Origin of the sequence: Flavobacterium faecale (genome assembly GCF_048320115.1) — a bacterium.
Lineage (GTDB): Bacteria > Bacteroidota > Bacteroidia > Flavobacteriales > Flavobacteriaceae > Flavobacterium > Flavobacterium faecale_A.
The window spans coordinates 3,254,234-3,278,122 of record NZ_CP182943.1; the positions used below are offsets into that span (position 1 = coordinate 3,254,234).

21 protein-coding genes and 1 pseudogene are annotated in these 23,889 nt (G+C 32.8%); 15 read left to right on the forward strand and 7 right to left on the reverse strand.

Features of this window, described 5'->3' with window-relative positions; genetic code table 11:
- Positions 1 to 41 precede the first annotated feature (41 nt).
- The 5 genes and pseudogenes from sucD to ACNH59_RS13490 all read left to right on the forward strand — a co-directional run bounded on the left by sucD (position 42) and on the right by ACNH59_RS13490 (position 5,585).
- Positions 42 to 927: pseudogene (gene sucD / locus ACNH59_RS13470) on the forward strand (succinate--CoA ligase subunit alpha).
- A gap of 209 nt (positions 928 to 1,136) precedes the next feature.
- The gene (locus ACNH59_RS13475; protein WP_418263043.1) at positions 1,137 to 1,562 is read left to right on the forward strand and encodes a hypothetical protein; all 426 of its coding nucleotides are present in this window, start codon (positions 1,137 to 1,139) and stop codon (positions 1,560 to 1,562) included.
- 125 nt (positions 1,563 to 1,687) lie between these two features.
- On the forward strand, positions 1,688 to 2,434 hold the full coding sequence (fabG, locus tag ACNH59_RS13480; RefSeq protein ID WP_418263044.1) for a 3-oxoacyl-[acyl-carrier-protein] reductase: 747 nt from the start codon (positions 1,688 to 1,690) through the stop codon (positions 2,432 to 2,434).
- Positions 2,435 to 2,589: 155 nt separating this feature from the next.
- A complete protein-coding gene (locus tag ACNH59_RS13485; protein WP_418263045.1) occupies positions 2,590 to 4,617 on the forward strand; it encodes a hypothetical protein in 2,028 nt (675 codons plus the stop codon).
- A gap of 2 nt (positions 4,618 to 4,619) precedes the next feature.
- On the forward strand, positions 4,620 to 5,585 hold the full coding sequence (locus ACNH59_RS13490) for a YeiH family protein (RefSeq protein WP_418263046.1): 966 nt from the start codon (positions 4,620 to 4,622) through the stop codon (positions 5,583 to 5,585).
- Here ACNH59_RS13490 and ACNH59_RS13495 read toward each other — a convergent pair.
- Both ACNH59_RS13495 and ACNH59_RS13500 read right to left on the reverse strand, forming a co-directional pair.
- Positions 5,578 to 6,153, reverse strand: coding sequence for a PolC-type DNA polymerase III (locus tag ACNH59_RS13495; RefSeq protein ID WP_418263047.1), 576 nt, complete (start codon positions 6,151 to 6,153; stop codon positions 5,578 to 5,580). The two genes, ACNH59_RS13490 and ACNH59_RS13495, sit on opposite strands and share 8 nt — an antisense overlap.
- Before the next feature lie 23 nt (positions 6,154 to 6,176).
- Complete coding sequence (locus ACNH59_RS13500) at positions 6,177 to 8,093, reverse strand: DUF294 nucleotidyltransferase-like domain-containing protein (RefSeq protein WP_418263048.1); 1,917 nt, start codon at positions 8,091 to 8,093, stop codon at positions 6,177 to 6,179.
- A gap of 347 nt (positions 8,094 to 8,440) precedes the next feature.
- Between ACNH59_RS13500 and hxpB the strand changes: the two genes are divergently transcribed.
- From hxpB to ACNH59_RS13530, 6 genes are all read left to right on the forward strand, one after another.
- A complete protein-coding gene (hxpB, locus tag ACNH59_RS13505) occupies positions 8,441 to 9,094 on the forward strand; it encodes a hexitol phosphatase HxpB (protein ID WP_418263049.1) in 654 nt (217 codons plus the stop codon).
- A gap of 50 nt (positions 9,095 to 9,144) precedes the next feature.
- Positions 9,145 to 9,645, forward strand: coding sequence for a nuclear transport factor 2 family protein (locus tag ACNH59_RS13510; protein ID WP_418263050.1), 501 nt, complete (start codon positions 9,145 to 9,147; stop codon positions 9,643 to 9,645).
- 323 nt (positions 9,646 to 9,968) lie between these two features.
- The gene (locus ACNH59_RS13515) at positions 9,969 to 11,711 is read left to right on the forward strand and encodes an APC family permease (RefSeq protein WP_418263051.1); all 1,743 of its coding nucleotides are present in this window, start codon (positions 9,969 to 9,971) and stop codon (positions 11,709 to 11,711) included.
- 42 nt (positions 11,712 to 11,753) lie between these two features.
- Positions 11,754 to 12,578, forward strand: a complete 825-nt coding sequence (locus tag ACNH59_RS13520; RefSeq protein ID WP_418263052.1) for a mechanosensitive ion channel family protein — start codon at positions 11,754 to 11,756, stop codon at positions 12,576 to 12,578.
- Positions 12,579 to 12,640: 62 nt separating this feature from the next.
- On the forward strand, positions 12,641 to 13,477 hold the full coding sequence (locus ACNH59_RS13525) for a hypothetical protein (RefSeq protein ID WP_418263053.1): 837 nt from the start codon (positions 12,641 to 12,643) through the stop codon (positions 13,475 to 13,477).
- 42 nt (positions 13,478 to 13,519) lie between these two features.
- Positions 13,520 to 14,680, forward strand: coding sequence for an MFS transporter (locus ACNH59_RS13530; RefSeq protein ID WP_418263054.1), 1,161 nt, complete (start codon positions 13,520 to 13,522; stop codon positions 14,678 to 14,680).
- 4 nt (positions 14,681 to 14,684) lie between these two features.
- Here the strand turns inward: ACNH59_RS13530 and ACNH59_RS13535 are convergent, their stop codons facing one another.
- A complete protein-coding gene (locus tag ACNH59_RS13535; protein ID WP_418263055.1) occupies positions 14,685 to 15,455 on the reverse strand; it encodes a sulfite exporter TauE/SafE family protein in 771 nt (256 codons plus the stop codon).
- A gap of 105 nt (positions 15,456 to 15,560) precedes the next feature.
- Here ACNH59_RS13535 and ACNH59_RS13540 point away from each other — a divergent pair, with 105 nt between their 5' ends.
- Complete coding sequence (locus ACNH59_RS13540; RefSeq protein WP_418263056.1) at positions 15,561 to 16,082, forward strand: hypothetical protein; 522 nt, start codon at positions 15,561 to 15,563, stop codon at positions 16,080 to 16,082.
- A gap of 2 nt (positions 16,083 to 16,084) precedes the next feature.
- On the opposite strand, the gene ACNH59_RS13545 is transcribed toward ACNH59_RS13540, so the two are convergent.
- On the reverse strand, positions 16,085 to 18,166 hold the full coding sequence (locus ACNH59_RS13545; RefSeq protein WP_418263057.1) for a M1 family metallopeptidase: 2,082 nt from the start codon (positions 18,164 to 18,166) through the stop codon (positions 16,085 to 16,087).
- Between the two features lie 95 nt (positions 18,167 to 18,261).
- Here ACNH59_RS13545 and ACNH59_RS13550 point away from each other — a divergent pair, with 95 nt between their 5' ends.
- Both ACNH59_RS13550 and ACNH59_RS13555 read left to right on the forward strand, forming a co-directional pair.
- Entirely contained in the window at positions 18,262 to 19,002 is a 741-nt protein-coding gene (locus tag ACNH59_RS13550; RefSeq protein WP_418263058.1) for a diphthine--ammonia ligase, read from the forward strand.
- An 81-nt stretch (positions 19,003 to 19,083) separates the two neighbouring features.
- On the forward strand, positions 19,084 to 19,641 hold the full coding sequence (locus ACNH59_RS13555; protein ID WP_418263059.1) for an acetate uptake transporter: 558 nt from the start codon (positions 19,084 to 19,086) through the stop codon (positions 19,639 to 19,641).
- Positions 19,642 to 19,719: 78 nt separating this feature from the next.
- On the opposite strand, the gene ACNH59_RS13560 is transcribed toward ACNH59_RS13555, so the two are convergent.
- Together ACNH59_RS13560 and ACNH59_RS13565 are read right to left on the reverse strand one after the other, a co-directional pair.
- The gene (locus ACNH59_RS13560) at positions 19,720 to 20,265 is read right to left on the reverse strand and encodes a DUF1697 domain-containing protein (RefSeq protein ID WP_418263060.1); all 546 of its coding nucleotides are present in this window, start codon (positions 20,263 to 20,265) and stop codon (positions 19,720 to 19,722) included.
- Positions 20,266 to 20,335: 70 nt separating this feature from the next.
- Positions 20,336 to 20,785: a DUF2059 domain-containing protein gene (locus ACNH59_RS13565; protein ID WP_418263061.1), complete on the reverse strand. Its 450-nt coding sequence runs from the start codon at positions 20,783 to 20,785 to the stop codon at positions 20,336 to 20,338.
- A 209-nt stretch (positions 20,786 to 20,994) separates the two neighbouring features.
- Here ACNH59_RS13565 and recG point away from each other — a divergent pair, with 209 nt between their 5' ends.
- Positions 20,995 to 23,100 (forward strand): ATP-dependent DNA helicase RecG, encoded by a 2,106-nt coding sequence (gene recG / locus ACNH59_RS13570; protein ID WP_418263062.1) that lies wholly within the window; start codon positions 20,995 to 20,997, stop codon positions 23,098 to 23,100.
- 155 nt (positions 23,101 to 23,255) lie between these two features.
- On the opposite strand, the gene ACNH59_RS13575 is transcribed toward recG, so the two are convergent.
- The gene (locus ACNH59_RS13575) at positions 23,256 to 23,789 is read right to left on the reverse strand and encodes a DUF2911 domain-containing protein (protein ID WP_418263063.1); all 534 of its coding nucleotides are present in this window, start codon (positions 23,787 to 23,789) and stop codon (positions 23,256 to 23,258) included.
- Positions 23,790 to 23,889: the final 100 nt, after the last annotated feature.

The following is a 23,889-nucleotide window of genomic DNA, read 5'->3' on the forward strand; positions in this document are numbered from 1 at the left end:
TTTTGCAAGACAAAATTTAAAAACTACATAAAATATATATCATGAGTGTTTTAGTTAATAAAGATTCCAAAATAATTGTTCAAGGATTTACAGGAAGTGAAGGAACATTCCACGCTTCTCAAATGATCGAATATGGAACTAACGTTGTTGGAGGAGTTACTCCAGGAAAAGGTGGTTCTACCCATTTAGACCGTCCTGTTTTTAACACAGTGAAAGATGCTGTTGTTCAAGCAGGTGCAGATACTACTATTATTTTTGTTCCACCAGCTTTTGCTGCGGATGCAATTATGGAAGCTGCTGATGCAGGTATCAAAGTAATCATTGCTATTACTGAAGGGATTCCTGTAGCAGATATGATTAAGGCTAACAATTATGTAAAAGAAAGAAACGCAAGATTAATTGGACCTAACTGTCCTGGTGTTATCACTCCAGGCTGAAGCTAAAGTAGGTATCATGCCAGGTTTTGTTTTCAAAAAAGGAACTATTGGTATCGTTTCTAAATCAGGTACTTTGACTTATGAAGCTGCTGACCAAGTAGTAAAACAAGGATTAGGAATTACAACTGCTATCGGTATTGGTGGAGACCCAATCATTGGAACAACTACCAAAGAAGCGGTTGAATTATTGATGAATGACCCAGAAACTGAGTGTATCATCATGATTGGTGAAATTGGTGGTCAATTAGAAGCTGATGCTGCTAAATGGATTAAAGCTGATGGTAACCGTAAGCCAGTAATTGGATTTATCGCTGGAGAGACTGCTCCTGCTGGTAGAACAATGGGGCATGCCGGAGCAATTGTTGGAGGATCTGACGATACTGCTGCTGCTAAGAAACAAATCATGAGAGAAAACGGAATTCACGTGGTTGATTCACCAGCTGAAATCGGTAAAAAAGTTAGCGAAGTATTAAAAGGAGTTTTAAACTAAGCTTTTATTTCTTATAAATTTAAAGCCTCACATTTGTGGGGCTTTTTTAGTATAAAATGGAATTAAAGAATACCTTTGCACTCGATTAAAAATACTGATTTTTCAGTATGAATATAAATCATATCAATGAAAAACAAATGATTTTGACTAATCATCACGATTTTGTGGAGATTATTTTGTCGAAAATCACAAATAATTAACAAACAATTATGTATAAAGAATTAGAAAAATACAAAGAGAACAATAGTTTTACTTTTACGATTGATGACAGCTTAGAGGAAGCTTGCAATGCATCAGAAGGAAGTGGCGTTTTTGTTGTAAATGCAATCAGTGATGATGCTAAAGAATTAATCATGGTAGGTTCTACAGGAACAGTACAAAACGATGGTTCTCTGAAAAGTAAGAATGGAGGTTTGTACGATAAAATTGTAAACGGACACCAATTTGCTAAAACTGGAAGAAAATATTCTTGGCCAGCTCAAATGAAAATCGAAAACATCGAAAGATTAGAGGTACTTTGGTTTGAAACTTTTAATGAAAGTGACAAAGGAATTCCAACTTTTATAGAAGGACAGGTCTTGCAAAATTTCTTAGATAAAAACGGAAGATTACCAAGATGGAATGTGGCTTTTTAGTCCTTTCTATTTCAAATAAACAAAAGCTCTACTTCAGTAGGGCTTTTTTAATATAACTTATTTTATAAAACGCTTAAATAATCTATATTTGTAACTCCAAATACAAAAAATATACATCAAAAAATATGAAATTACTAGAAGGAAAAGTTGCCATAATTACTGGTGCAAGTCGCGGAATTGGTAGAGGAGTAGCTGAAGTTTTTGCAAAACATGGAGCTAATGTCGCTTTCACATACAGTTCGTCTGCTGCATCGGCATTAGAATTAGAAAATGAATTAAACGCTTTAGGCATTAAAGCCAAAGGCTATCAATCAAATGCAGCTGATTTTAATGAAGCACAAACTTTAGTAGATAAAGTTTTAGAAGATTTCGGGACAATTGATATCTTGATCAATAACGCTGGAATCACTAAAGATAATTTGTTAATGCGTATCTCAGAGGCTGATTTTGATGATGTTATTGCGGTGAACTTGAAATCAGTATTTAATATGACCAAAGCGGTTCAAAAAACATTTTTGAAAAAACGTGCAGGTTCTATTATTAACATGAGTAGTGTAGTTGGAGTTCAAGGAAATGCTGGACAAACAAATTATGCAGCATCTAAAGCAGGAGTGATTGGTTTTACTAAATCTGTTGCCTTAGAATTAGGTTCTCGTAACATTCGTTGCAATGCGATCGCTCCAGGTTTTATCGAAACTGAAATGACTGCTAAATTAAGCGAAGATGTAGTACAAGGATGGAGAGACGGTATTCCATTGAAACGAGGAGGGTCAACTGAAGATGTAGCTAATGCTTGTCTATTCTTAGCTTCAGATATGAGTGCTTACGTTACTGGTCAAACACTTAATGTGTGCGGAGGAATGCTTACTTAAAAAAAGTATTCTGTATTCAGTTTTTTAGTATTCAGTTTTGTGAAATACAATTAAATTATTCAAAATTAAATTGCTGACCACTTATACAACTGATCACTGAATACTTGATAAGATGACCGATTACTAAAAATCTGAATACTGAACACTAATTAAATATGACAATCAACTCCATTTTTTTGCTACTAGTTTCATTGATAGTATCAGCTGGTTTGTCTTATTTTCAATATTTACATAAGGCCAAAAGCAAATCCAATCTGAATTTGCTTTTGGCTTTTTTGCGTTTTCTAACTTTCTTCGGAATATTGCTGTTATTGGTTAACCCAATAATAACAAGAAACAATTTAGAAATTGTAAAGCCTGCTTTGGCTATTGTAGTAGACAATTCAAGTTCTATTATCAATTTAAATGCAGATAAAAGAAGCTTAGAAACGTATCAATATTTGAGTACAAATAAAAAGTTAGCAGAAAAATTCAATATTCAAACCTACCAATTTGATTCGGATTTTACTTCTTCTGGAACTATTGATTTCAAAGGAACCCAAACCAATTTTGGCGGTATATCCAAAAATTTAAAAAACTACAATCGCAATCAAATTTTCCCTACCCTAATTATTACTGATGGAAATCAAACATCTGGAAATGATTACACTTATTCTTTCGAGACAAATAACAAAGTTTTTCCCATTGTTGTTGGAGATACTACCCAAGTATTGGATTTGAAAATCAACCAACTCAATGTTAATAAATATGCTTTTTACAAGAATAAATTTCCTGTTGAAGTATTTGTAAACTATTCTGGCAATAAAAATATTCAGGCTGAATTAACTATTGAGCAAGGCAATTCAATTATTAGCAAACAAAAAATTTTTTTTTCAAACACCAAACGCACTGAGACGGTAAATCTACTTTTGCCAGCTAATAGAGTGGGGGTTCAAGTTTTTAAAGCCGCTGTTTCCTCAGTTGAAAAAGAAAAAAACACCTATAATAACATTAAAAATTTTGCAGTTGAAATTCTCAATCAAAAAACAAAGGTAGCTATTATTTCTTCGATTATCCATCCTGATATCGCTGCATTCAAACGCTCTATTGAAACTAATGAATTGCGTAAAGTAACCATTCTTAAACCAAAAGAAATCAAGGATTTAGAAGATTACTCTATTTGTATTTTATACCAACCGAATACAGAATTCAAGTCGGTATTTGACCAAATAAAAAATATGAGGATGAATACCTTTGTGATTACAGGAATACAGACTGATTTTAATTTTTTAAATCAAAATCAAAATTATTTTGAATTTAAAATGAGCGACCAACCAGAAGATTATACAGCTAAATTTAATAACCAGTTCAACTCTTTCGCTACGGAAAATATCGGATTTGAAAACTTTCCACCTCTTGAGAATCCTTATGGTAAATTCATCTCAAAAAATTCGAGTACAACTTTATTATCATCTAAAATCAGGAATATTGAAACAGAGCAACCTTTGTTGTCGTTTATAGAAAATCAAGGAAACCGAATGGCATTTTTATTTGGGGAAAACAGTTGGAGGTGGCGCATGCAAACCAATATTAACGAACAATCATTTGCTAAATACGACATTTTTATTGATAAAATCATTCAGTTTTTGGCCTCAAATAGTGCTAAAAAAGCATTGATTGTCAATCATGAAAGTTTTTTTAATTCAGGTGAATCCATCGAAATCAACGCACAATTTTTTAATAAAAATTATGAATTTGACGAAAAAGCACATTTAACCATTTCTGTTAAAAATACTAAAACAGATAAGCTCAAAAATTATGATTTATTAAAGTCAAATAGTTCATACAAAGTAAACCTAGACGGCCTTGAAGCAGGCAACTACGAATTTACAGTCAAGGAACTAAATACAAATAATAGTTACTCTAGTCGATTTGAAATTTTAGATTTTGATATCGAAAAACAATTTGTGAACGCCAATGCTGAAAAATTGAATCAATTGGCAAATCAAACAGGAGGAAAGCTTTTTTATCCAAACCAAATGGAAAAATTAGAGCAATACTTATTGAATCATTCTGAATATAAAGCTATTCAAAAAAACACATTAAGTCATTCTCCTTTAATAGAATGGTATTGGTTATTAATCTTAATTGCTTTATTTCTTTCTACAGAATGGTTTGTTAGGAAATATAATGGTTTATTGTAAAAATGGAAAAAGTAAAAGAAAATCATAATCCTTTGATTGATGTAAATCCAAATTTTCAAAAACTTGTATTTGTATTTCTATTAATCGTTTGTTTGAGCAGCAGTATCACACCCCCAATAGCTTTATTGTTAGGGCTAATTGTAGCGAATGTTTCTGGCCATCCATTTTTACCTTTTAATCACATTGCAATTCGGTACTTACTGCAAATATCTGTAGTAGGTTTAGGATTTGGCATGAATGCAATACAGGCTTTCGCTATAGGTTCAACCAGTTTTTTCTTTACTCTTTTTTCCATAATAAGCACTCTATTAATTGGTGTCCTGTTAGGGAAGTGGTTTTTGATTGAAAAAAAGACCGTTCATTTAATTTCCTGCGGAACTGCTATTTGTGGTGGTAGTGCTATCGCAGCGATTGCTCCTATAATAAAATCTGATGAAAAACAAACTTCAGTGGCATTGGGAGTGATTTTTATCTTAAACTCATTGGCTCTTTTTTTATTTCCAGCCATTGGTCATTGGTTGCAATTATCACAAGAAGAATTTGGGTTGTGGTGTGCTATAGCAATTCACGATACTAGTTCAGTTGTAGGGGCCGCTAATAAATACGGAGCCGAAGCTTTAGCCATTGCAACTACCGTAAAATTAGCACGAGCTTTGTGGATTATTCCAGTAGCATTATTGACTACAATTACTTTTAAAAATAAAAGTAGTAAGATTAAAATTCCATACTTTATTGGATTTTTTATTATTGCAATGCTTTTAAATACTTACGTGACTGAAATTGCATTTTTTGCTCCTAAAGCCGTTTATATGGCTAAAATTGGTTTGACGATTACCTTGTTTTTAATTGGTTCTGGATTGAATTTTAATGTTTTAATTTCTGTTGGTTTCAAACCTTTATTACATGGCACATTATTATGGTTTTTCATAGCAATTTTATCCTTGCTATCCATCATGTATCTTACTTAAGTCCCAATCTAGATTTTAATTTTAAAAATAATAAAGCTGTCTTATACGCGCATTCTGGAGATGAACCATTTTCATCTTCAGGAATTTTATACGTTTTTAATAATTCATTCAAACTAAAATCTTGATCTGTAATTTCAATGAGTTTTTGATGCATAATATTAACATCCAATGCTTCATTTTTCAAATGACCACACTCTAGGCGTTCTAGCGCAGCATTAATCATGTCCACACTAAAGTTGATATTGTGCCCCACCAAAATAGCATTTCCCAAGTAATCAATAAACTCTCTTATCGCATCGGGCTCTCCCATTTTTTTAAACTTACTTTCGACAATAAAATCAAAAGGAAGTTTGTTGTCATGGAAATATTTATACTGCATTAACACGGTTTCAAAACTGTCACCTACATGGATACTATCATCAATTACGGAAAAAGCTCCAATGGTTAAAATTACGTCACTATGCAGACTTTCACCCGTAGTTTCAGTAGCTAAAATAACGTAACGTTTTGATTTTTTATTGAATGTAGCCAAGTAGGATTTCCAAAAATCTGGATATTCTTTATTCATCGTTTTTAACCAGTCTAGCATAATTAAGAAAATTGAGTTAATTGAAATTTATGTTTAATTAAATCTTCCAATTCCTTCATTGGCAAGAGTGCATTTTTGAGTTTTTCACGATCAATTTTACTCAACTCTTCTATATTTATAAATTGACCTGAATCATCATTTTTGATACCTTCTAAAGTTCTAAATTTTACTAAGGTTAAAAAAGCATCTGCACAATCAAGATATATTTCAGAATGTTTAGGATCTGAAATAGCCAATTGTTTGAATCGTACATAAGTATTATTGATTCCCTTGATACCTTGGCTTAAAGTGAATAATCGCGCACCATCAATTAATGGCAGAATAGCACGTGTTTTAATATCAAATTTATTTTTATTTGGTCCTTCTTCTTCAATAATAAACTTTTTAAAGAATGTTAAAGACGAATTTTTTCGTAAAGCATCATTCCCCAAGAAATCGTAAAAAGAAACACTATTCAAAGCATTTTCAAAAACGATTGTATTAATAGCTTCTTCAATTCTTTGGTCTCCAAAAATAATTTCATAATCAAAAAACAAACTGCTTAATTCGTTGTTTTTCTCGCCGGGGTTTTGCATCCAATTATCAAATTGTTTCATCCAATCGGATAATGATTTACACCAAATCATGTTGCTAGCTAAGTGTCCATTGGGGCATAAAGCGTAACCTACTTTTTCTAATTTTAAAGTGGTTTTTTTGGCCAGATTAAGAAAATAATCCTTTATATCACGATATTTTTCGGGTGCAATATCTTCAAAGACTAAAAAACTATCCTGATCCGTTAGCAACAACTGTTCTTTTCTTGCTTGGCTACCAATACTAAACCATGCAAAACGAGCAGGAGGGGAGCCTAATTCCAAAATAGATTGTTCTACAGCCCTTTTTAAAATGGCAAAATTAACTTCACTCGCAATATTTGTGATATGGGTTAGTGGTATGTTTTTTTGAATGGAAGACTGAATAATATCAGCTAATCGGGAGCGAATTTGTTTTAACTCAGCTGCAGATTGTGAACGTTTAATTTCTTTAATTAAAATTCCAGGATTATTAGCTTGCGCCAAAATCAAATCATGTTCAGTGATAACTCCTTTAATTTCAGTCTTGTCCGAACCATCAATCGTAACACACAAATGAGTAACATTATTTTTTAACATTAATAATTGCGCCTCCGCTAGAGATACATTTTCAGAAACTGTTATGACTGGCCATGTCATAATTTTATCCACAGTACTAGTTATAGGGTAGCGACCTGTAGCTATTTTATAGGATAAATCGATTTCAGTAACAATTCCTACTGGTAAATTATTTTCAGCTACTATGGCATTATTAACTCTATTTTCGGCCATTAATTGCGCTACTTCTTGAACTACATTGTTTCCTTGTGTAATTAATGGAGAGGTATTAAAGGTTAGATTTTGAAAAAACTGCATACCAGATTGTTGGCCCGTGAAAAAAGCATTTTCAGAAATCAGATTACTTTCATAATTTGATTTGTCTTTAGTATTTCGTTTGTCTACTGCAAAATTTTCAAGTAACAAATTCAAAACTTCTGAATTACTAGCAACAAAAGGTCTAAAAACAGCGATAGGGATAGCATAAACAACACTTTCTTCACGTGCTTTAGCAGTCATCATATAATTGTTTTTGGCAAAAAATGGACGCAATCCAAAAATAGTTCCTTGGTGACATTTGTCCAAAATTGTTTCTTCAGCATCTAATATTACATAGAGATTGATTAAACCGGAAGCCACCACATAAAAACAATCTTGTAAAGGATCATTGACCTTGAATATTGTTTTATTTTTCTCTAAATTGATTACTCGAATACTGGAAGCTATTTCCGATAATTCTTGAATTGACAAATGATTAAATGGCACATATTCCTTTAAAAAATCAGCAATTTGAGCAGCAATTGTATTCATAGTGTTTTTTAATTGTGTGAAGCAAATTTAATAAATTAAAAAGTCATAATGCAGGCTTCTTTGGATGTTTGTCGCTCTTTTATTGAAAAAGTTTTTTATTATTCTTTTTCTCCGAAATCGTTAATTTTCTTTTGAAAAAAACACTAAAGAGAGGTATGTCATTATAGATTATTAAGATTAAGTGCTATTGTACTGCAAGACAGTTCTAAAATATTCTATTTTACATAATATAAATTATGATTCAAATTTAATTGTCTTAATATTGATTTAAATTCACTCCTACAACAAAAACAATTTGTTAGATTTGTATGAATATTAAATGTATTAAACTTAAATTATATTAAAAATTGAAAAAGAACACCTTTATATTTGATATGGACGGGGTGATTATTGATTCTGAACCTCATTGGCGTGAAGCTCAAATAAAAGTCCTTGCTCGACAAAAAATTTCCATAAATGCCGAAGATTGTATTCAATACACTATGGGAAAAAGAATTGATGATGTTGCTAAAATTTGGTGTTCGCTGTTTCAACTAGAAACAAATCCAAAAATCATCGAAAAAGAAATTATTGACGCCGTGGTCTTATTAATTAAAAACAAAGGTGTTGCTAAACAAGGATTATACGAACTTTTAGATTATTTAGCTAAAAATAAGTATAAAATTGCATTAGCTACTTCTTCAAGTTTTCCTATTATAGATGCCGTTTTTGACAAATTATCCATAAGGCATTATTTTAATGAAGTAAATAGTGCTGATGATGAAGAATATGGAAAACCCCATCCAGCAGTATATATACGTGTTACAAAGAAATTGAATATAAATCCAACGGATTGTATTGTGCTTGAAGACAGTGTTACTGGGATGATTGCTGGTAAATCAGCCAGTATGACAACACTTGTAATTCCTGAAGATCCAAATGATCCCAGATTTTCAGTTGCTGACCAAATATTTTCTTCTATGACTGAAATAATTGATTATTTAGAAAAAAATAGTCAGTAAGTTTTTATTTAAAAATAATCATTATTTTTACTGCTATACTTTTGCCCCAAATGACAACAAACGAAAAAAAAATTCACCAATTTTATTCTATATTATCTGCTGGTGATACCGCTTCTCTGTCAGAATTTTATGCCCCAGACGTGAAATTTAGAGATCCTATCTTCGGATTATTAACAGGAAAAGATGTATTTGCCATGTGGACTATGCTGATTGAAAAAGGAAAAGGAAATCTTCACATCAAATTATCCGATACTAAAGCCGATGATTATTTGGGTGCTACCCAATGGACTGCTACCTACACATACGGCCCTAATAATAATAAAGTAGTCAATACTATTCAAGCAAATTTCCATTTTAAGGACGGTTTAATTATTAAACATACAGATGATTTTGATATATGGAAATGGTCTAAACAAGCCCTTGGCTTCAAAGGATTTCTGTTTGGTTGGACAGGTTATATGCAGCACAAAATTCACAAAAAAGCACTAGAGTCTTTGCGTAAATACAAAGTACTACAAAGTGATAAAAACCAGTCTCCAACAACTGTTTAATCTTGATTTAAAACGAATTGAATCAGATAAAGTATTATTCCAGATTTATTTTTTCATGAACAAAAGTAACTGGACACTTGCTTATTGGGCTTACTCCCTCCTAGCCAGCCTATATTAATGTCAAATTTATTCCCATTGATGATTCTAGAAAATAAATTTAGAATGTTAATAAGTCAATATGACAATCTCTAGAGTAGAAAAAGTGTTTTAAAAAACTCTAAAAAAAACAATAATCTCCATCGAATTAAATTTTTAAGTAATTTACATTGGGAAATAATTAACAAACTATTACCTTGCGATGGATTATACCTTAATATTAAATAATGAAAAAAGTATTACACACCAAATTAAATGAATTACAAGCAACTGCAATTTGCGGTAATGATATTAGTTCTTCCTGTTTGTATGTTTCGGCTCTAACCATTATGTATGCAGGCCAATACGCTTGGATTTCATTATTATTGGTGGCGGTTGTACTTTTCTTGTTTAGAAAAATTTATGGTGAAGTTGTAGGTGCCTTACCTTTAAATGGTGGAGCTTATAATGTATTATTGAATACATCTTCCAAAAGATTGGCTTCTATAGCTGCTACCCTAACCGTTTTGTCCTATATGGCTACAGCTGTAATTTCAGCTTCAGAGGGCATGCACTATTTACACAATATTGCTCCTGATATCAATATCACCATTTCAACTATAGTAATATTACTTCTTTTTACAGGGTTAGCCATCTTAGGAATTGGAGAATCAGCAATAGTGGCAGTTATAATTTTCATTACTCATCTTACCACTTTAACTTTACTGGTATTGGCTTGTGCATGGTTCATTTTCATGCATGGGTTGGATATTTTTAATCTGAATTGGAGTCTCCCGATTACCTCAGGAGGTATCATTAATGCTTTGTTTTTAGGGTTTTCTGCGGCTATGTTAGGTATTTCTGGTTTTGAAAGTTCAGCTAATTTTGTTGAAGAACAAGAACAAGGTGTTTTCCCAAAAACATTGAGAAATATGTGGGCTATCGTGAGTTTTTTCAACCCTGTAATAGCCTTGTTACTTATTTGTATAATTCCTTTGGCTCAAGTAGGAGAACATCAAGAGTCATTATTAGCCCATTTAGGAGCTACAACTGGTGGTTCTTGGTTGGCTTATTTGATTTCTATCGATGCGGTATTAGTACTATGTGGAGCCGTTTTAACTTCATTTGTTGGGGTTTCGGGTTTGTTAAACCGAATGACTTTGGACAGAATTTTACCAAATTACTTTTTAAAACAAAATAAAAGAGGTTCTAATTACCGTATTATTATCAGTTTTTTAATTTTATGTATCTCTGTTTTATTAGTGACAAAAGGAGACATTGTAGCTTTAGCTGGAGTATATACTTTTTCATTTTTAGCCGTTATGGGCTTATTTGGAATCGGTAACCTTTTGCTTAAATTTAAAAGAAAGAAATTACCACGTCCTGAAAAAGCAAGAGGTATAGCCGTAGTTGTTGCTGTATCATTGATTATAACTGCTTTTATTGGAAATGTAAAATTGAACGTTTCTTCTTTCTATACCTTTATTGAATATTTGATTCCTGCTTATGGATTTGTAGCAATCATGTTGAATCGCTCCTTTTTAATCAAAGTATTGATTGAAGCTTTGGAGTATTTTTACAAGCCTCTTCGTAAAATGGTCATTTTTAGTAATCGCTATTTACTTAAAATGAATCTTAAAATTAAATCTCAAGAGTTTGTGTTTTTTACTAAAGGTGATGATGTTGCCATCATTAATAAGGTCATGCAATATGTACAAAATAACGAATCTACTAAAAAATTAAAGATTGTTAATATCAATAAGGACCATGATAATAACGAACTATTAATTTCGGATTTAAAAGTTTTGGATCGTGCGTATCCTGAAATTGATATTGAATTTATAGAATTAGAAGGTGTTTTTGGTCCTGAAATCATCGATCAATTATCTAATGAGTGGAATATCCCTAAAAACTTTATGTTCATTGGTTCTCCTGGAGATCGTTTTTCATACCGAGTTTCTGAATTAGGTGGGGTTAGATTAATTATGTAATTTTAATACCCTTTTAGAATTTAAGAAATTAGTATCAAAAAGATGAATGAAATTATAAATTATACCCTTTTTCAAGTTGGGGATTTTAATATAAAAGTCAAAGGGCTACTCTCTTTGGTGGTATTTCTCTTTTTGACTTTTCTTTTTTTAAAATTGATAAAAAAGGCTATTTATAAATCGGGGAAAATTGATTTAGCCAAGAAATACTCGATTTACAGTCTTTCGAAGTACTTGATATTCTTTTTTGCAATAATTTTTGGACTCCAAATTTTTGGATTCAATTTATCCGTTTTAATAGCAGGTTCTGCAGCTTTATTAGTTGGTGTTGGATTAGGATTGCAAAACCTCTTTAGTGATTTCGTATCTGGAATCATCCTATTGGTTGATTCTTCTATAAAAGTGAATGATGTCATAGAAACCAATGGATTAGTTTGTATAGTAAAAAAAATTAATTTACGTACAACCACCGTCCTTACTAGAGATGATAAATATATTATTCTTCCGAATACAGACTTAACAAGGAACCAAATTATTAACTGGACACACAGTGATTCTTCTTCTCGTTTTGAAGTAAACGTAGGAGTCGACTATGGTTCTGATGTGTCTTTAGTTATGAAGGTATTGCAGGAAGCTATAGATTTACAAGAAGGTGTCCAAAAAGAACCGAAACCTTTTGTTCGCTTAACCAATTTTGGAAATTCATCTCTTGATTTTGCGGTTATTTTTTGGACCGGAAATGTATTTAGAGTTGAAAGAGTTAAAAGCGAACTACGAATAAAAATATTTCACCTATTTAAAGAAAATAAAATAACGATACCTTTCCCACAAAGCGTTATTCATTTTGATAAACCACCAGAAAATCAATAAAAAGTAACTCAAGAACGTCAGGTTTTAGCTTTTATAACGACTAAATAATAAATTTATTTTTTATGAAAAAATCTGCCCTCTTTTTTACTGTTTTTATCTCATTTTTTATTTCGCAAAACACTCATTCTCAAAGTCCTTGGACTCAACAGAAAGGACATGCCTACATACAATTAGGAATTTCAGGATTGTTCTATGATTTAGCACAAATCAACGGACACAAATCAACGCTAAATGCTGATTATTCAGATGTGACTACGCAAGTTTATGCGGACTACGGTCTGACCGACCAACTGGAAGCTCAATTAATTCTTCCCTATAAATTCATCAATGTTAGTTCTAACACCAATTCAAATACAGCTAATCTCACAGGAATCGGAAACATTACTTTAGGTTTGAAGTACAAAATTCAAGATAAAGACTGGAAAATTAGTTCCGGATTACAGTATACTGCTAACTCAATTGTTAGAAATTCTGATATAGAAGGACAAAAGTTAACAACAGGTTTTGACGCCAATACTTATATGCCATATGTATCCGCAGGTACAAGTGAAGGAAAATGGTATTATTTTGGAACTGTTGGATTTGGTTATATGACTAATGACTTCTCGGATTATTTAAAACTGGATGCGGAAATAGGTTACCAAATTACTCCTAATGGTCATCTTATTTTTGCTTTGAATTCTAAAAATGTAGTTTCTAAAGAAAGTGCTTTTTTTAACAATTCTATACAATGGCCATCGTATTTAGATCGTCAAACATACAATGCCTTGGGACTCAAATATAATTACGAATTTAAACCCAATTATTTGGGGGCAAATATTGCCATATTTGGAGCATTTGGAAATGATAACGTCCCTCTAGCCCCTTCTATCAATCTTAGCTTTTATACTAAATTATAGTTTCCCTATCCAGAACAACAACCTTATTTCCTACCTTAAATAATGAAAAAAGTACTGTTCATTATCGTTCTTGCACAATTTTTATGTACCTCGTTATGGTTTGCTGGTAATGCAATATTGGGTGACTTAATCTTAAAACTTGGTGTTTCCAGTGATTTTTTGGCCCATAGCACGAGTGCTATTCAGTTAGGATTTATTTTAGGAACTCTTTTTTATGCCTTATTTTCAATCGCAGATCGTTTTTCGCCCTCTTTAGTATTTTTTATTAGCGCTCTTTTAGCTGCTTTGTTTAATTTGGGCGTAAATCTTACAGTCCTTACCCCTACACTACTTTTAACAGTTCGGTTTTTTACAGGCTTCTTTCTGGCTGGAATTTATCCCATCGGAATCAAAATTGCAGCTGATTATTACCAAGAAGGTTTAGAAAAATCCTTGGGTTACTTAGTGGGAGCCTTAGTTTTGGGAACGGCTTTACCGCACTTAATCAAAAGTTTCACACTCGATCTGCCTTGGCAATACGTCACTTATGCTACTTCTGTATTTTCAATTGTAGGTGGATTACTTTTGTTAGTATTAGTACCCGATGGACCTTTTCGAACCAAAGGCAGCAGTTTTCGAATAATGACAGTATTTGAGGCCTTTAAAAATAAAGAACTAAGGTCGGCAGCAGTAGGCTATTTTGGCCATATGTGGGAATTATACGCTTTTTGGACCTTTATACCGCTACTACTGAAAAATTATCAAGAACACCATCAATTAGAAGATATAAATACTTCAACTTGGAGCTTTCTGATAATTGGAATCGGAAGTTTGGCTTGTGTATGTAGTGGTTATTGGTCAACTTACATTGGAACTAAAAAATTATCTAGAATAATTCTTTTCATATCTTGTTGTTGCTGTTTAATATCACCACTATTTTTTCAGTCCAATTCCCCTATTTTATTGCTACTATTTTTATTTATTTGGTCGTTTTTCGTAATCGCTGATTCTCCACTTTTTTCGACCTTAGTAGCTCAAAAAGCACCTGCTTACATCAAAGGTTCGGTGATTACAATGGTAAATTGTATCGGTTTTTTTATCACCATTTTGAGTATTCAGCTGATTGGCTATTTATTGAATGAAAGCAATCAATTGTACTTGTTTACTATCCTAGCCATTGGACCTATTATAGGATTGTATTTTCTAAAAACAAAGGATAAATAATCTTTTATTTGTTCCAAAAAACATCGTAGGCAAAACGAATTAATGTCCCTACCACAACAATCAAAAAGAAAATTCTAATGAAGCTGTTTCCTTTGTTAATGGCCAATTTTGCACCAATCCAGCCTCCCAAAGCGTTACTTATTGCCATTGGAATAGCAATCGCCCAAATGATTTTTCCTTTTATCATAAACAAAACGATGGAACCAAAATTAGTCGATAAATTGACCATTTTAGCATTTGCAGAAGCGTGCAAAAAATCAAATCCCATCAAAGCAATAAAGGCTACCACAAAGAAACTCCCGGTACCGGGGCCAATAAAACCGTCATACATGCCTACTATGAAACTTATCAAAACAGCATTGATTATTTGCGTTTTCTTAGTCATGTTTTTTTCAATATGTTGACCAAAATTTTTCTTGGCATAGGTATAAATTGCCAATAGAGATAAAATAAACAACAATAGCGGTTTCATAAAGTCGTTGCTCATATATGTCAATAAGGTAGAGCCTGCAAAGGCTGATGGCAAGGCAACAGACATCATCAAAAACAGTAACCTCCAGTTCATCGTTACTTTTTTCAAATATTGAACTGCTGCAAAGGAGGTTCCGCTAAAAGCTGGGATTTTCAAGGTTCCAATCACGGTGGAAACAGGCAAATTGGGTAGTAAAATCAATCCTGCAGGTGTTTGAATTAATCCACCACCGCCTACAACAGCGTCAATAAATCCTGCCGCAAAAGCCGCTACGCATAATAAAACATAAATATAGATTTCCATAGTAGCTCTTGAAAAGTTAGGTTGGCAAAAATAACATTCCAAAATTGAAATCGACACACATTATCTATTCAAAAAAACATATTTTTGTCAAAAAAGATATTTTACATGGATTCTAATCAGATAATCGAACTTTTCTCCTACACTATTCCATCATTAATTACAGGTGGAGTGGCTTATTATTTATTCGACGCCCATTTTAAAGACCAACAAAATACCAGAAAGTGGTTGTTACAAAAGGACACCAAACCAGCCATTTTACCTTTGCGATTGCAAGCTTATGAACGCATGACTTTATTTATGGAACGTATTAATCCAGCGCAATTAATAGTTCGAGTGCATCCAATCTCTACAGATAAAACAGATTATCAAAATTATTTGATTGCCCAAATCGAACAAGAATTTGAGCACAATTTGGCACAACAAATTTATATTTCAGCTAAATGTTGGTCGATAATTTTGACGGCTAAAAATGCTACAATTCAAATGATTCGCTTGGCAGGGAAAAATGAAAAAGTCATAGATGCTGACAGTTTAAGAGAATTAATATTAAATGACTTAATGGAAAAAACAGCCCCGAGTAATACCGCTATTGCTTTCATCAAGGAGGAAGTAAGCGAAATGTGGTAAGACTACAACTCTTTTAATAACCGATTGAGTTGAAATTGTTCTGACTCATTCAACTGCGGTAAGATTTGCTCAAAGGATGATTTCATTTTCTCTTCTTTGAGCATTTTTCGTATCGTGTCTCTTCCAAATTTAGAAAACTGCCACATATGATGTGTAGTTGCTTTAACCAAATTAATGAGTACTTCTTCGTTTATGATCTTAAAGCCAATCAATTTTTCTAGTGCGTTTTCTCTAGTAATCGCTTCGTATCTTGGACTGGAATATTGTATTAATTCATCTATCAAAGGCTGTTTTTCGGTCACATAATTAGCAGTTGATAAAGCTAACGACAGCCACAATGTCCTTAAATTATAATCATTAAAACCAATCCATTCTTTGGATAGCGTTAGATAATAAAAACGTTTTTCTGGAAAGTTTTTCCATAAATAATACAAAGCTATTTCTTGAGTTTGATAGGAATTATCATTTAGTAAAGTCTCGAATTCTATTTGGAAATCTTCTGGGATTTTAGGGAGTGAAATCGCAATTTGTTGTCTTAGTTTAACATCATTTGTATTTAAGGCTATTCGAAACAACTCTTTTTTGTCTTCCCATTTCTCCGATTTTAATTGAGTGATGATTGTTTTTTTTACTAAAAAGTCAGCATCTGACATTAGAATATTCTTAAAAAAAAGTTCTTTTTCTGCCACCGTTTTTTTCTTTAGAACTTCTACTTGAAAAAGCAGTTGAATCATTTTATTTTTCAACAACAACTCATTGGCTTTTTGAGTGTTGAAACTATAATCCTCAAGCCATACTTTACTAAAGTTTTCTAAATCATAGTTGGAAACTTTCTTGATTTCGTTAAAAAAATCTTCCGTTTTTACGGTTTGATACTTGTATTTATTGAGGTAAGAATACACTGCCTTTGCAAAAGCTTTTTCACCGATTGCTTCTTGCAAAACAAACAAAGCCCATGCTCCTTTTTGATAAAAAGTCAAAGAACTAGCTTTGGCATTCAAAACAGGAATGGTATCGGTACGAGAAGCATATTTTAATTGTTGTGCTGACTCATACATTTTTGAATAAAAATAATCTTCTCCTTTTAGTTCTCGCTCTGCCAAAAGCGCATAATAGGTTGCAAATCCTTCTTGAAGCCAATGATGTTTTCCACTTTCTGCTGTAACCAAATCTCCAAACCATTGATGTGCTAATTCGTGGGCATTCACATTGGTATAACTTCTGTCCTCAAAGCCAGTACTATCCACCACATAACGACTCGAAAAAATAGTTGCAGTCGTATTTTCCATTCCAGCATACAAAAAATCGCGCACCGGAAGTTGACGATAAACTTTCCAAGGGTACTTCACTCCTATTTTTTGTTCTAAAAAATCAAAAATGGTTTTAGAATCTCTATAGGTTGTTTCAAATTTTGGCGCATCATTTTTTTCCAAATACATTTCTAAGGGAGTACCAGTTTTTGATTTTTCTAAATAGATATCATATTGTCCAATTCCTAACATCAGTAAATAAGAACTCATCGGTTTGTTCATTTGATAACTCCAAACCGTTTCTCCTTTTTGACTTTTTTTAGATTTCAGAACGCCATTGGAAACGACCTGATACTGATTATCAAATGCAATTTCGAGTTTAAAAACTACCTTTTCATTGACATCATCAATACTTGGATACCAATTGCTCGTGTATCTTCCTTGACCTTGAGTCCAAATTTGGGATGGAATTGTTGAATTTCCCGAAGTCTCAAAATCACCTACAAAATACAGGGCTTGTTTAGGGAAAGCTTTGTAATCAAATTCTACTTTGTAATTGCCTTTTTTAAAGGTTGATATAAGTTGAAGTTGTTTATTTGTGTTTTGGAAATTTATCTTTTTCCCATTTAATAAAACACTCTCAAAGCTCATTTTTTGAGCATCAATGCTAATGGTATCAATTGGTTTAACTACTTTGAATTCATAAACAACTTTTCCTGAAATAGATTTTTCTTTGGGATTTAAATTAATCTTACCACAAGAACTTTTAAAATCAACAGATTGTGTTTGTTGTGCAATGGTAAAATAAGAAAGGAATAAAAAAAGGTATTTCATGGACGCAATTGATTTTCTACAAACCAAAGTTACAAAAGGTTTGGAGAACATTCAGAAACTTATTTTGTAAGTTTACAACTTAATTTTTCTTAAAAATGTCATTAAAATCACAAGCATTATTCAACTGGAGCAGTGGAAAAGATTCTGCTCTAGCCTTATACAAAACATTACAAAATCCTGAAATAACCATAAACTGTTTGCTAACTAGCGTAAACCAGCAATACCAACGTATTTCCATGCATGGTGTGCGAGTAGAATTATTAGAACAACAAGCAGCAAGTATCGGTTTGCCACTCGAAATTATGACCATTCCTGAAATGCCTACGATGGAGGTCTATGAAGATGTTATGGCTAAAACTTTAACCAAGTTAAAAAATCAAGGTATTACGCATTCTATTTTTGGAGACATCTTTTTAGAGGATTTGCGTAAATATCGTGAAGACAAACTAGCAACAATTGGATTTACAGGCATATTTCCGTTATGGAAAATTCCAACTACCAATTTAATCAACGAGTTTATAACATTGGGATTCAAGACAATTGTTGTGTGTGTAAACGAAAAATATTTGGATCAAAGTTTTGTAGGTCGAGTAATTGATGAGAGTTTCATCAATGATTTGCCTGATAATGTAGATGTTTGTGGTGAAAACGGGGAATTCCACACTTTTACTTTTGATGGACCTATTTTTTCTAAACCAGTTGATTTTAAAATAGGTGAAGTTGTCTATCGAAAATATGAAAAACCTAAGGAATCAAAACCTTCCAATACGGCTTGTGATACTAACGACAATGCCTATGATTTTGGTTTTTGGTATTGTGATTTAATCCCTGAGTAATTTGTTGATTGTCATGAGATTTTAGTAGGAATTATTAAAATAAAGTCTATTTTTGAAATTGACTAACCAAAATAATAATTTATGGAAAACAAATTAGCAAACCCCGCACCCTTAGGTTTAATGGGTTTTGGAATGACAACAATTTTATTAAACATCCACAATTTAGGATTCTTTCCGGTGAGTGCAGTTATCTTGTCAATGGGCATATTCTATGGTGGTATTGCACAAATTATTGCTGGAATCTTATCTTTTAAAAGGGAAAAAACCTTTGCAGGGACAGCCTTTATATCCTATGGTTTTTTCTGGCTTTCCTTGGTGGCTATCTGGCTATTACCTGCTTTGGGAGTTGCAACCGCCGAAGAAACACCTGCTTCTTTTTTCGCTTGCTATCTTGGAATTTGGGGGATCTTCACCGGTTTTATGTGGTGGGGAACTTGGGGTGGTAGCAAAGTGCAACAATTTGTATTCCTATCACTAACACTTTTATTTTTTCTACTCACAATTGCAAAGGCAATAGGTAGCGAAACTGTTATGGTTATTGCGGGTGGATTAGGCGTAATTTGTGGATCTAGCGCAATTTATCTTGCGATGGCTGAATTACTAGAAGAAGTAAAAGGTAAAAAAGTACTGCCTTACTAATAATTAGAGAACTAAATTAAAAAATAGCCTTGGTCGAACTTAATTACGAACAAGGCTATTTTTTTATGACGAATTATACTAACGTTCTTCATACATTTTTAATAATTGTGTAACGGTATTCCAATTGCGAATAGTAGCCGAAACATTCAATTTCTTTTCAATATACTTTTGGTCAAAACGTGTTTTTCCTGCTCCAACAGCATATTTGATAAAAATACGATTGCCATCAATACGAGCTTCATCAGGTTTGAACTGACTTATTTTTAAATCATTGATATTTTCAGGACGTAAACTAGTGGAAACAAATGCAACATATAATTTCTTTAAGTCGACTTCTTTCTCTTTTAAAAAAGGGTTGTTGTTAAAGCATGCTTCCAAATCGGCCTTGTTGATTACAATAACGGGCACTTCATGTCCAAATTCTTTAAAAATTTCCTGTTTAATTTTAAATCCTACCGCTGCAGTACTTTCCTCCTCAGTGTCCACAAAAACATTTCCAGATTGGATGTAAGTCACTACATTTTGAAAACCAAAGGCTTCCAAACAGCTTTTTAAAGCTTCCATTTTCATCATGTTGTGACCAGATACGTTTATTCCTCGAAGTAGAGCTAGATGCGTTGTCATTGTTTATTGTGTTTTTTTAAATTACTTAACAAATCCGAAATTCAAGTTTTTAGAGATGTTTAACTTTAGTTTATTTTTTTTCCTCTATAAGAAGTTTTTTGTCTTTTAGCTGTTGGTAAATTTTAAAAGAAATCTGCATTCCCCATTTTCTTCCTGCTTCCATAGATTCATTCAGGATGTTAGGCATGGTTGCAATTACCTTTTTGCCTAAAGAGGTTTGGTAAAAAGCAATAAGTCCGTTGATTTCACTTTCAGTATAGTTAGATTCATAGATAGGAATGAGTAATTCAATCAAGTTTTCAGCATTAAATTCCTTTTGTGCTTCATTCCAAAATTCTTCGGGCACATTGGGTTGGCTTTTTTTAAAATTGGCTAGAATAGTTTGCCCCAGTTGAACACCCATTTTTGCTGAACCTGTAAGTTCTAATAATTCTTTTATTGCAGCTGTTTTCGTTTTAGAAGTTTGAGAAAAACCAATAGTAAAAAGAAAAAGGAACAATACTGTGTATATTTTGATCATGATAAATTACAATTTAAAAAAGATAATACTTTTCAAAAATATCGTTTCTTTCTTATAAATTTATCTTTGAATTGTCTTAGTTCTTAACAAAATCAAAAAAGTTTTCATTTTTAAAATTCCCAGTAAAAAACTATCTTCGTTTCCCAAATTATAATCGTATAACTACTTTTAACCAGTTAAACAGTAAACCAAATAATCTCCAACCTCAAATGTCAAACCTCCTTCTCACCCCTATCGAATACCTCAAAGGTGTTGGTCCTAGTAGAGGCGAACTTTTAAGAAAGGAATTAGGCATTCATAAGTATGGAGATTTGATTAATTTATATCCCAATCGGTACATTGATCGCACACGATATTATAAGATTAATGAATTACAAAATACTACTGCCGAAGTTCAAATTATTGGAAAAATCATCCACATTAAAACGGTCGAATTTGGTAAAAACAAAAAACGCTTAGTTGCCAGTTTTATCGATGATACTGGACAAATGGAGCTCGTTTGGTTTCAAGGTCAAAAGTGGATTAAGGAGTCTTTGAAACTCAATGAAGTGATTGTCATTTTTGGAAAATGTACTTCTTTTAATGGACAGTTTAACATGGCTCATCCAGAAATTGAATTGCTATCGGAACACCAACAAAGTCTGCGTTCCGCAATGCAACCTGTGTATCCTTCGACTGAAAAATTGGCTAATCGAGGAATCAGCAATCGTACCGTAAACAAGTTGATGCAACAACTTTTTATTGAAACACAAGCCTTATTTACAGAGACTTTGCCTGATTACTTAATTCAAGAGTTGAAGTTGATTTCGAAGCGAGAAGCCTTGTTCAATATACATTTTCCTAAAAGCACAAATGCTTTGGCGAAAGCCGAATACCGTTTAAAGTTTGAGGAATTATTTTATATTCAAATTCAGTTGATTCTGAAAAATTTGATTCAGAAACACAAAATCAAAGGACATTCATTTTCAAAAGTTGGGGAATTATTTAATGATTTTTACCAAAATCATTTGCCCTTTAATCTCACTGGCGCTCAAAAACGGGTAATTAAAGAGATTCGAACAGACATGGGAAGCAATGCCCAAATGAACCGCTTGTTACAAGGCGATGTTGGTTCTGGAAAAACAATTGTGGCCTTTATGAGTATATTATTGGCTCTCGATAACGGTTTTCAAGCTTGTTTGATGGCTCCCACAGAAATCTTGGCCAATCAACATTTTATAGGACTTTCAGAATTCGCTAACAAACTGAATTTAAACATCAAAATATTAACAGGTTCTACCAAAACTGCAGCACGTAGAATTATTCACGAAGAACTAGAAAATGGCAGTTTACAAATAATTATTGGAACCCATGCTTTACTTGAAGACAAAGTTAAGTTCCAAAATTTAGGTTTGGCAGTGATTGATGAACAACACCGTTTTGGCGTAGAGCAACGAGCAAAACTGTGGCGAAAAAACACAATTCCGCCTCATATTTTGGTGATGACAGCTACTCCTATTCCGCGAACCTTAGCGATGAGTTTGTACGGAGATTTAGATATTTCCGTTATTGACGAATTACCACCAGGTCGAAAACCCATCCAAACTGTGCATCGCTACGACAGCAACCGTTTGAAAGTCTGGAAGTTTTTACGGGATGAAATTGCTAAAGGTCGCCAAATTTATATTGTATATCCCTTAATCCAAGAGTCGGAGAAAATGGATTACAAAGATTTAATGGATGGCTATGAGAGTATTTCAAGAGATTTTCCGTTGCCGCAATACGCTATTTCTATTTTGCATGGAAAGATGAAACCAGCGGATAAAGATGCCGAAATGAAACGTTTTGCTGATGGGAAAACCAATATTATGGTGGCCACAACCGTAATTGAAGTTGGAGTAAATGTCCCTAATGCCAGTGTGATGATTATTGAAAGCGCAGAGCGTTTTGGTCTTTCTCAACTCCATCAATTACGTGGTCGTGTGGGTCGCGGTGCCGAACAGAGTTATTGCATCCTGATGACTAGCCATAAACTCAGTTCAGATAGCAAAATCCGAATGGAGACCATGGTGGGTACTAACGATGGCTTTGAAATAGCCGAAGTTGATTTGAAACTACGTGGTCCTGGGGACATGATGGGAACCCAACAAAGTGGTGTTTTGAATCTTCAGATTGCTGATATCGTTAAAGATAAAAACATACTGTCATTGGCTCGTAATTATGCACAACGGCTGATTGCAAACGACGCTCCTTTGTCAAAACCAGAAAATGAGATTATAAAAACAATTTATTTAGAACTGACTAAAAAGAAGAATATTTGGAATTATATCAGTTAAAATGACGGATTCCTGAACACTATTTGTCCTCTAGCCGCCAAAACTCTGTACAAGGCGAATATCTATCGTTTTTAAAAATATATTTTTTTTACTATGAAAAAAAAAACTTTCCATAAATTAATATAGAAAGGCCATTTTTCTTTTTAGAATACCTTTTATTTAATAAAAGGTACGGCAACCCGAATTGTTCCCCAACCTAAAAATAGCGTACCATCATTCTCAAAGGCCATTGAAAAAGCATCCAAATTTTCTCCAGAAGTCACTGGTGCAGAAACGCGGACAACATCATTGGCTTCGTTGTACGAATAAGCCCCCCAAACATTAATATCTTTGTTTAATATTATGGTCCATTCTTTTTCACCCGGTATGGTAAAAAGAGAATACTCACCAGCCTTAACTAATTTCCCGCCTAATTTGGTGTCTTTATACAAAGTTACATTTACTGCTTCATTTGCCCCAGTACGCCATATTTTCCCATAAGGTACTAGAGTAGTAAGTTCTCGTCCCTTTAATTGTGGTCTACTATATATTACCTTAATTAATTTATTCGTTTCTTTATTATTTGTTGGAAAAGCAACTGCATCCATCGGACTAGCATCCAGTCCTTTAAACTTTTGCGCCTGTAAATTAGAGGTTACTAAAAAAACAAAAACCGAAGTAACTGTTGTTAAGAAAGTGGATTTTTTCATGATATTGTCTTTTGTTTAATAATCTTCTAAAATTAGGTAAAGTTTTAAAAACCATTGTAAGAAATTTAATTTTTATTTTTTTAGTGACAAATAAATCGAA

Coding starts and splice junctions, on each gene's coding strand:
- ACNH59_RS13475 (WP_418263043.1), top strand. CDS start 1,137: ATGTATAAAGAATTAGAAAAATACAAAGAGAACAATAGTTTTACTTTT.
- fabG (WP_418263044.1), top strand. CDS start 1,688: ATGAAATTACTAGAAGGAAAAGTTGCCATAATTACTGGTGCAAGTCGC.
- ACNH59_RS13485 (WP_418263045.1), top strand. CDS start 2,590: ATGACAATCAACTCCATTTTTTTGCTACTAGTTTCATTGATAGTATCA.
- ACNH59_RS13490 (WP_418263046.1), top strand. CDS start 4,620: ATGGAAAAAGTAAAAGAAAATCATAATCCTTTGATTGATGTAAATCCA.
- ACNH59_RS13495 (WP_418263047.1), bottom strand. CDS start 6,153: ATGAATAAAGAATATCCAGATTTTTGGAAATCCTACTTGGCTACATTC.
- ACNH59_RS13500 (WP_418263048.1), bottom strand. CDS start 8,093: ATGAATACAATTGCTGCTCAAATTGCTGATTTTTTAAAGGAATATGTG.
- ACNH59_RS13510 (WP_418263050.1), top strand. CDS start 9,145: ATGACAACAAACGAAAAAAAAATTCACCAATTTTATTCTATATTATCT.
- ACNH59_RS13515 (WP_418263051.1), top strand. CDS start 9,969: ATGAAAAAAGTATTACACACCAAATTAAATGAATTACAAGCAACTGCA.
- ACNH59_RS13520 (WP_418263052.1), top strand. CDS start 11,754: ATGAATGAAATTATAAATTATACCCTTTTTCAAGTTGGGGATTTTAAT.
- ACNH59_RS13525 (WP_418263053.1), top strand. CDS start 12,641: ATGAAAAAATCTGCCCTCTTTTTTACTGTTTTTATCTCATTTTTTATT.
- ACNH59_RS13530 (WP_418263054.1), top strand. CDS start 13,520: ATGAAAAAAGTACTGTTCATTATCGTTCTTGCACAATTTTTATGTACC.
- ACNH59_RS13535 (WP_418263055.1), bottom strand. CDS start 15,455: ATGGAAATCTATATTTATGTTTTATTATGCGTAGCGGCTTTTGCGGCA.
- ACNH59_RS13540 (WP_418263056.1), top strand. CDS start 15,561: ATGGATTCTAATCAGATAATCGAACTTTTCTCCTACACTATTCCATCA.
- ACNH59_RS13545 (WP_418263057.1), bottom strand. CDS start 18,166: ATGAAATACCTTTTTTTATTCCTTTCTTATTTTACCATTGCACAACAA.
- ACNH59_RS13550 (WP_418263058.1), top strand. CDS start 18,262: ATGTCATTAAAATCACAAGCATTATTCAACTGGAGCAGTGGAAAAGAT.
- ACNH59_RS13555 (WP_418263059.1), top strand. CDS start 19,084: ATGGAAAACAAATTAGCAAACCCCGCACCCTTAGGTTTAATGGGTTTT.
- ACNH59_RS13560 (WP_418263060.1), bottom strand. CDS start 20,265: ATGACAACGCATCTAGCTCTACTTCGAGGAATAAACGTATCTGGTCAC.
- ACNH59_RS13565 (WP_418263061.1), bottom strand. CDS start 20,785: ATGATCAAAATATACACAGTATTGTTCCTTTTTCTTTTTACTATTGGT.
- recG (WP_418263062.1), top strand. CDS start 20,995: ATGTCAAACCTCCTTCTCACCCCTATCGAATACCTCAAAGGTGTTGGT.
- ACNH59_RS13575 (WP_418263063.1), bottom strand. CDS start 23,789: ATGAAAAAATCCACTTTCTTAACAACAGTTACTTCGGTTTTTGTTTTT.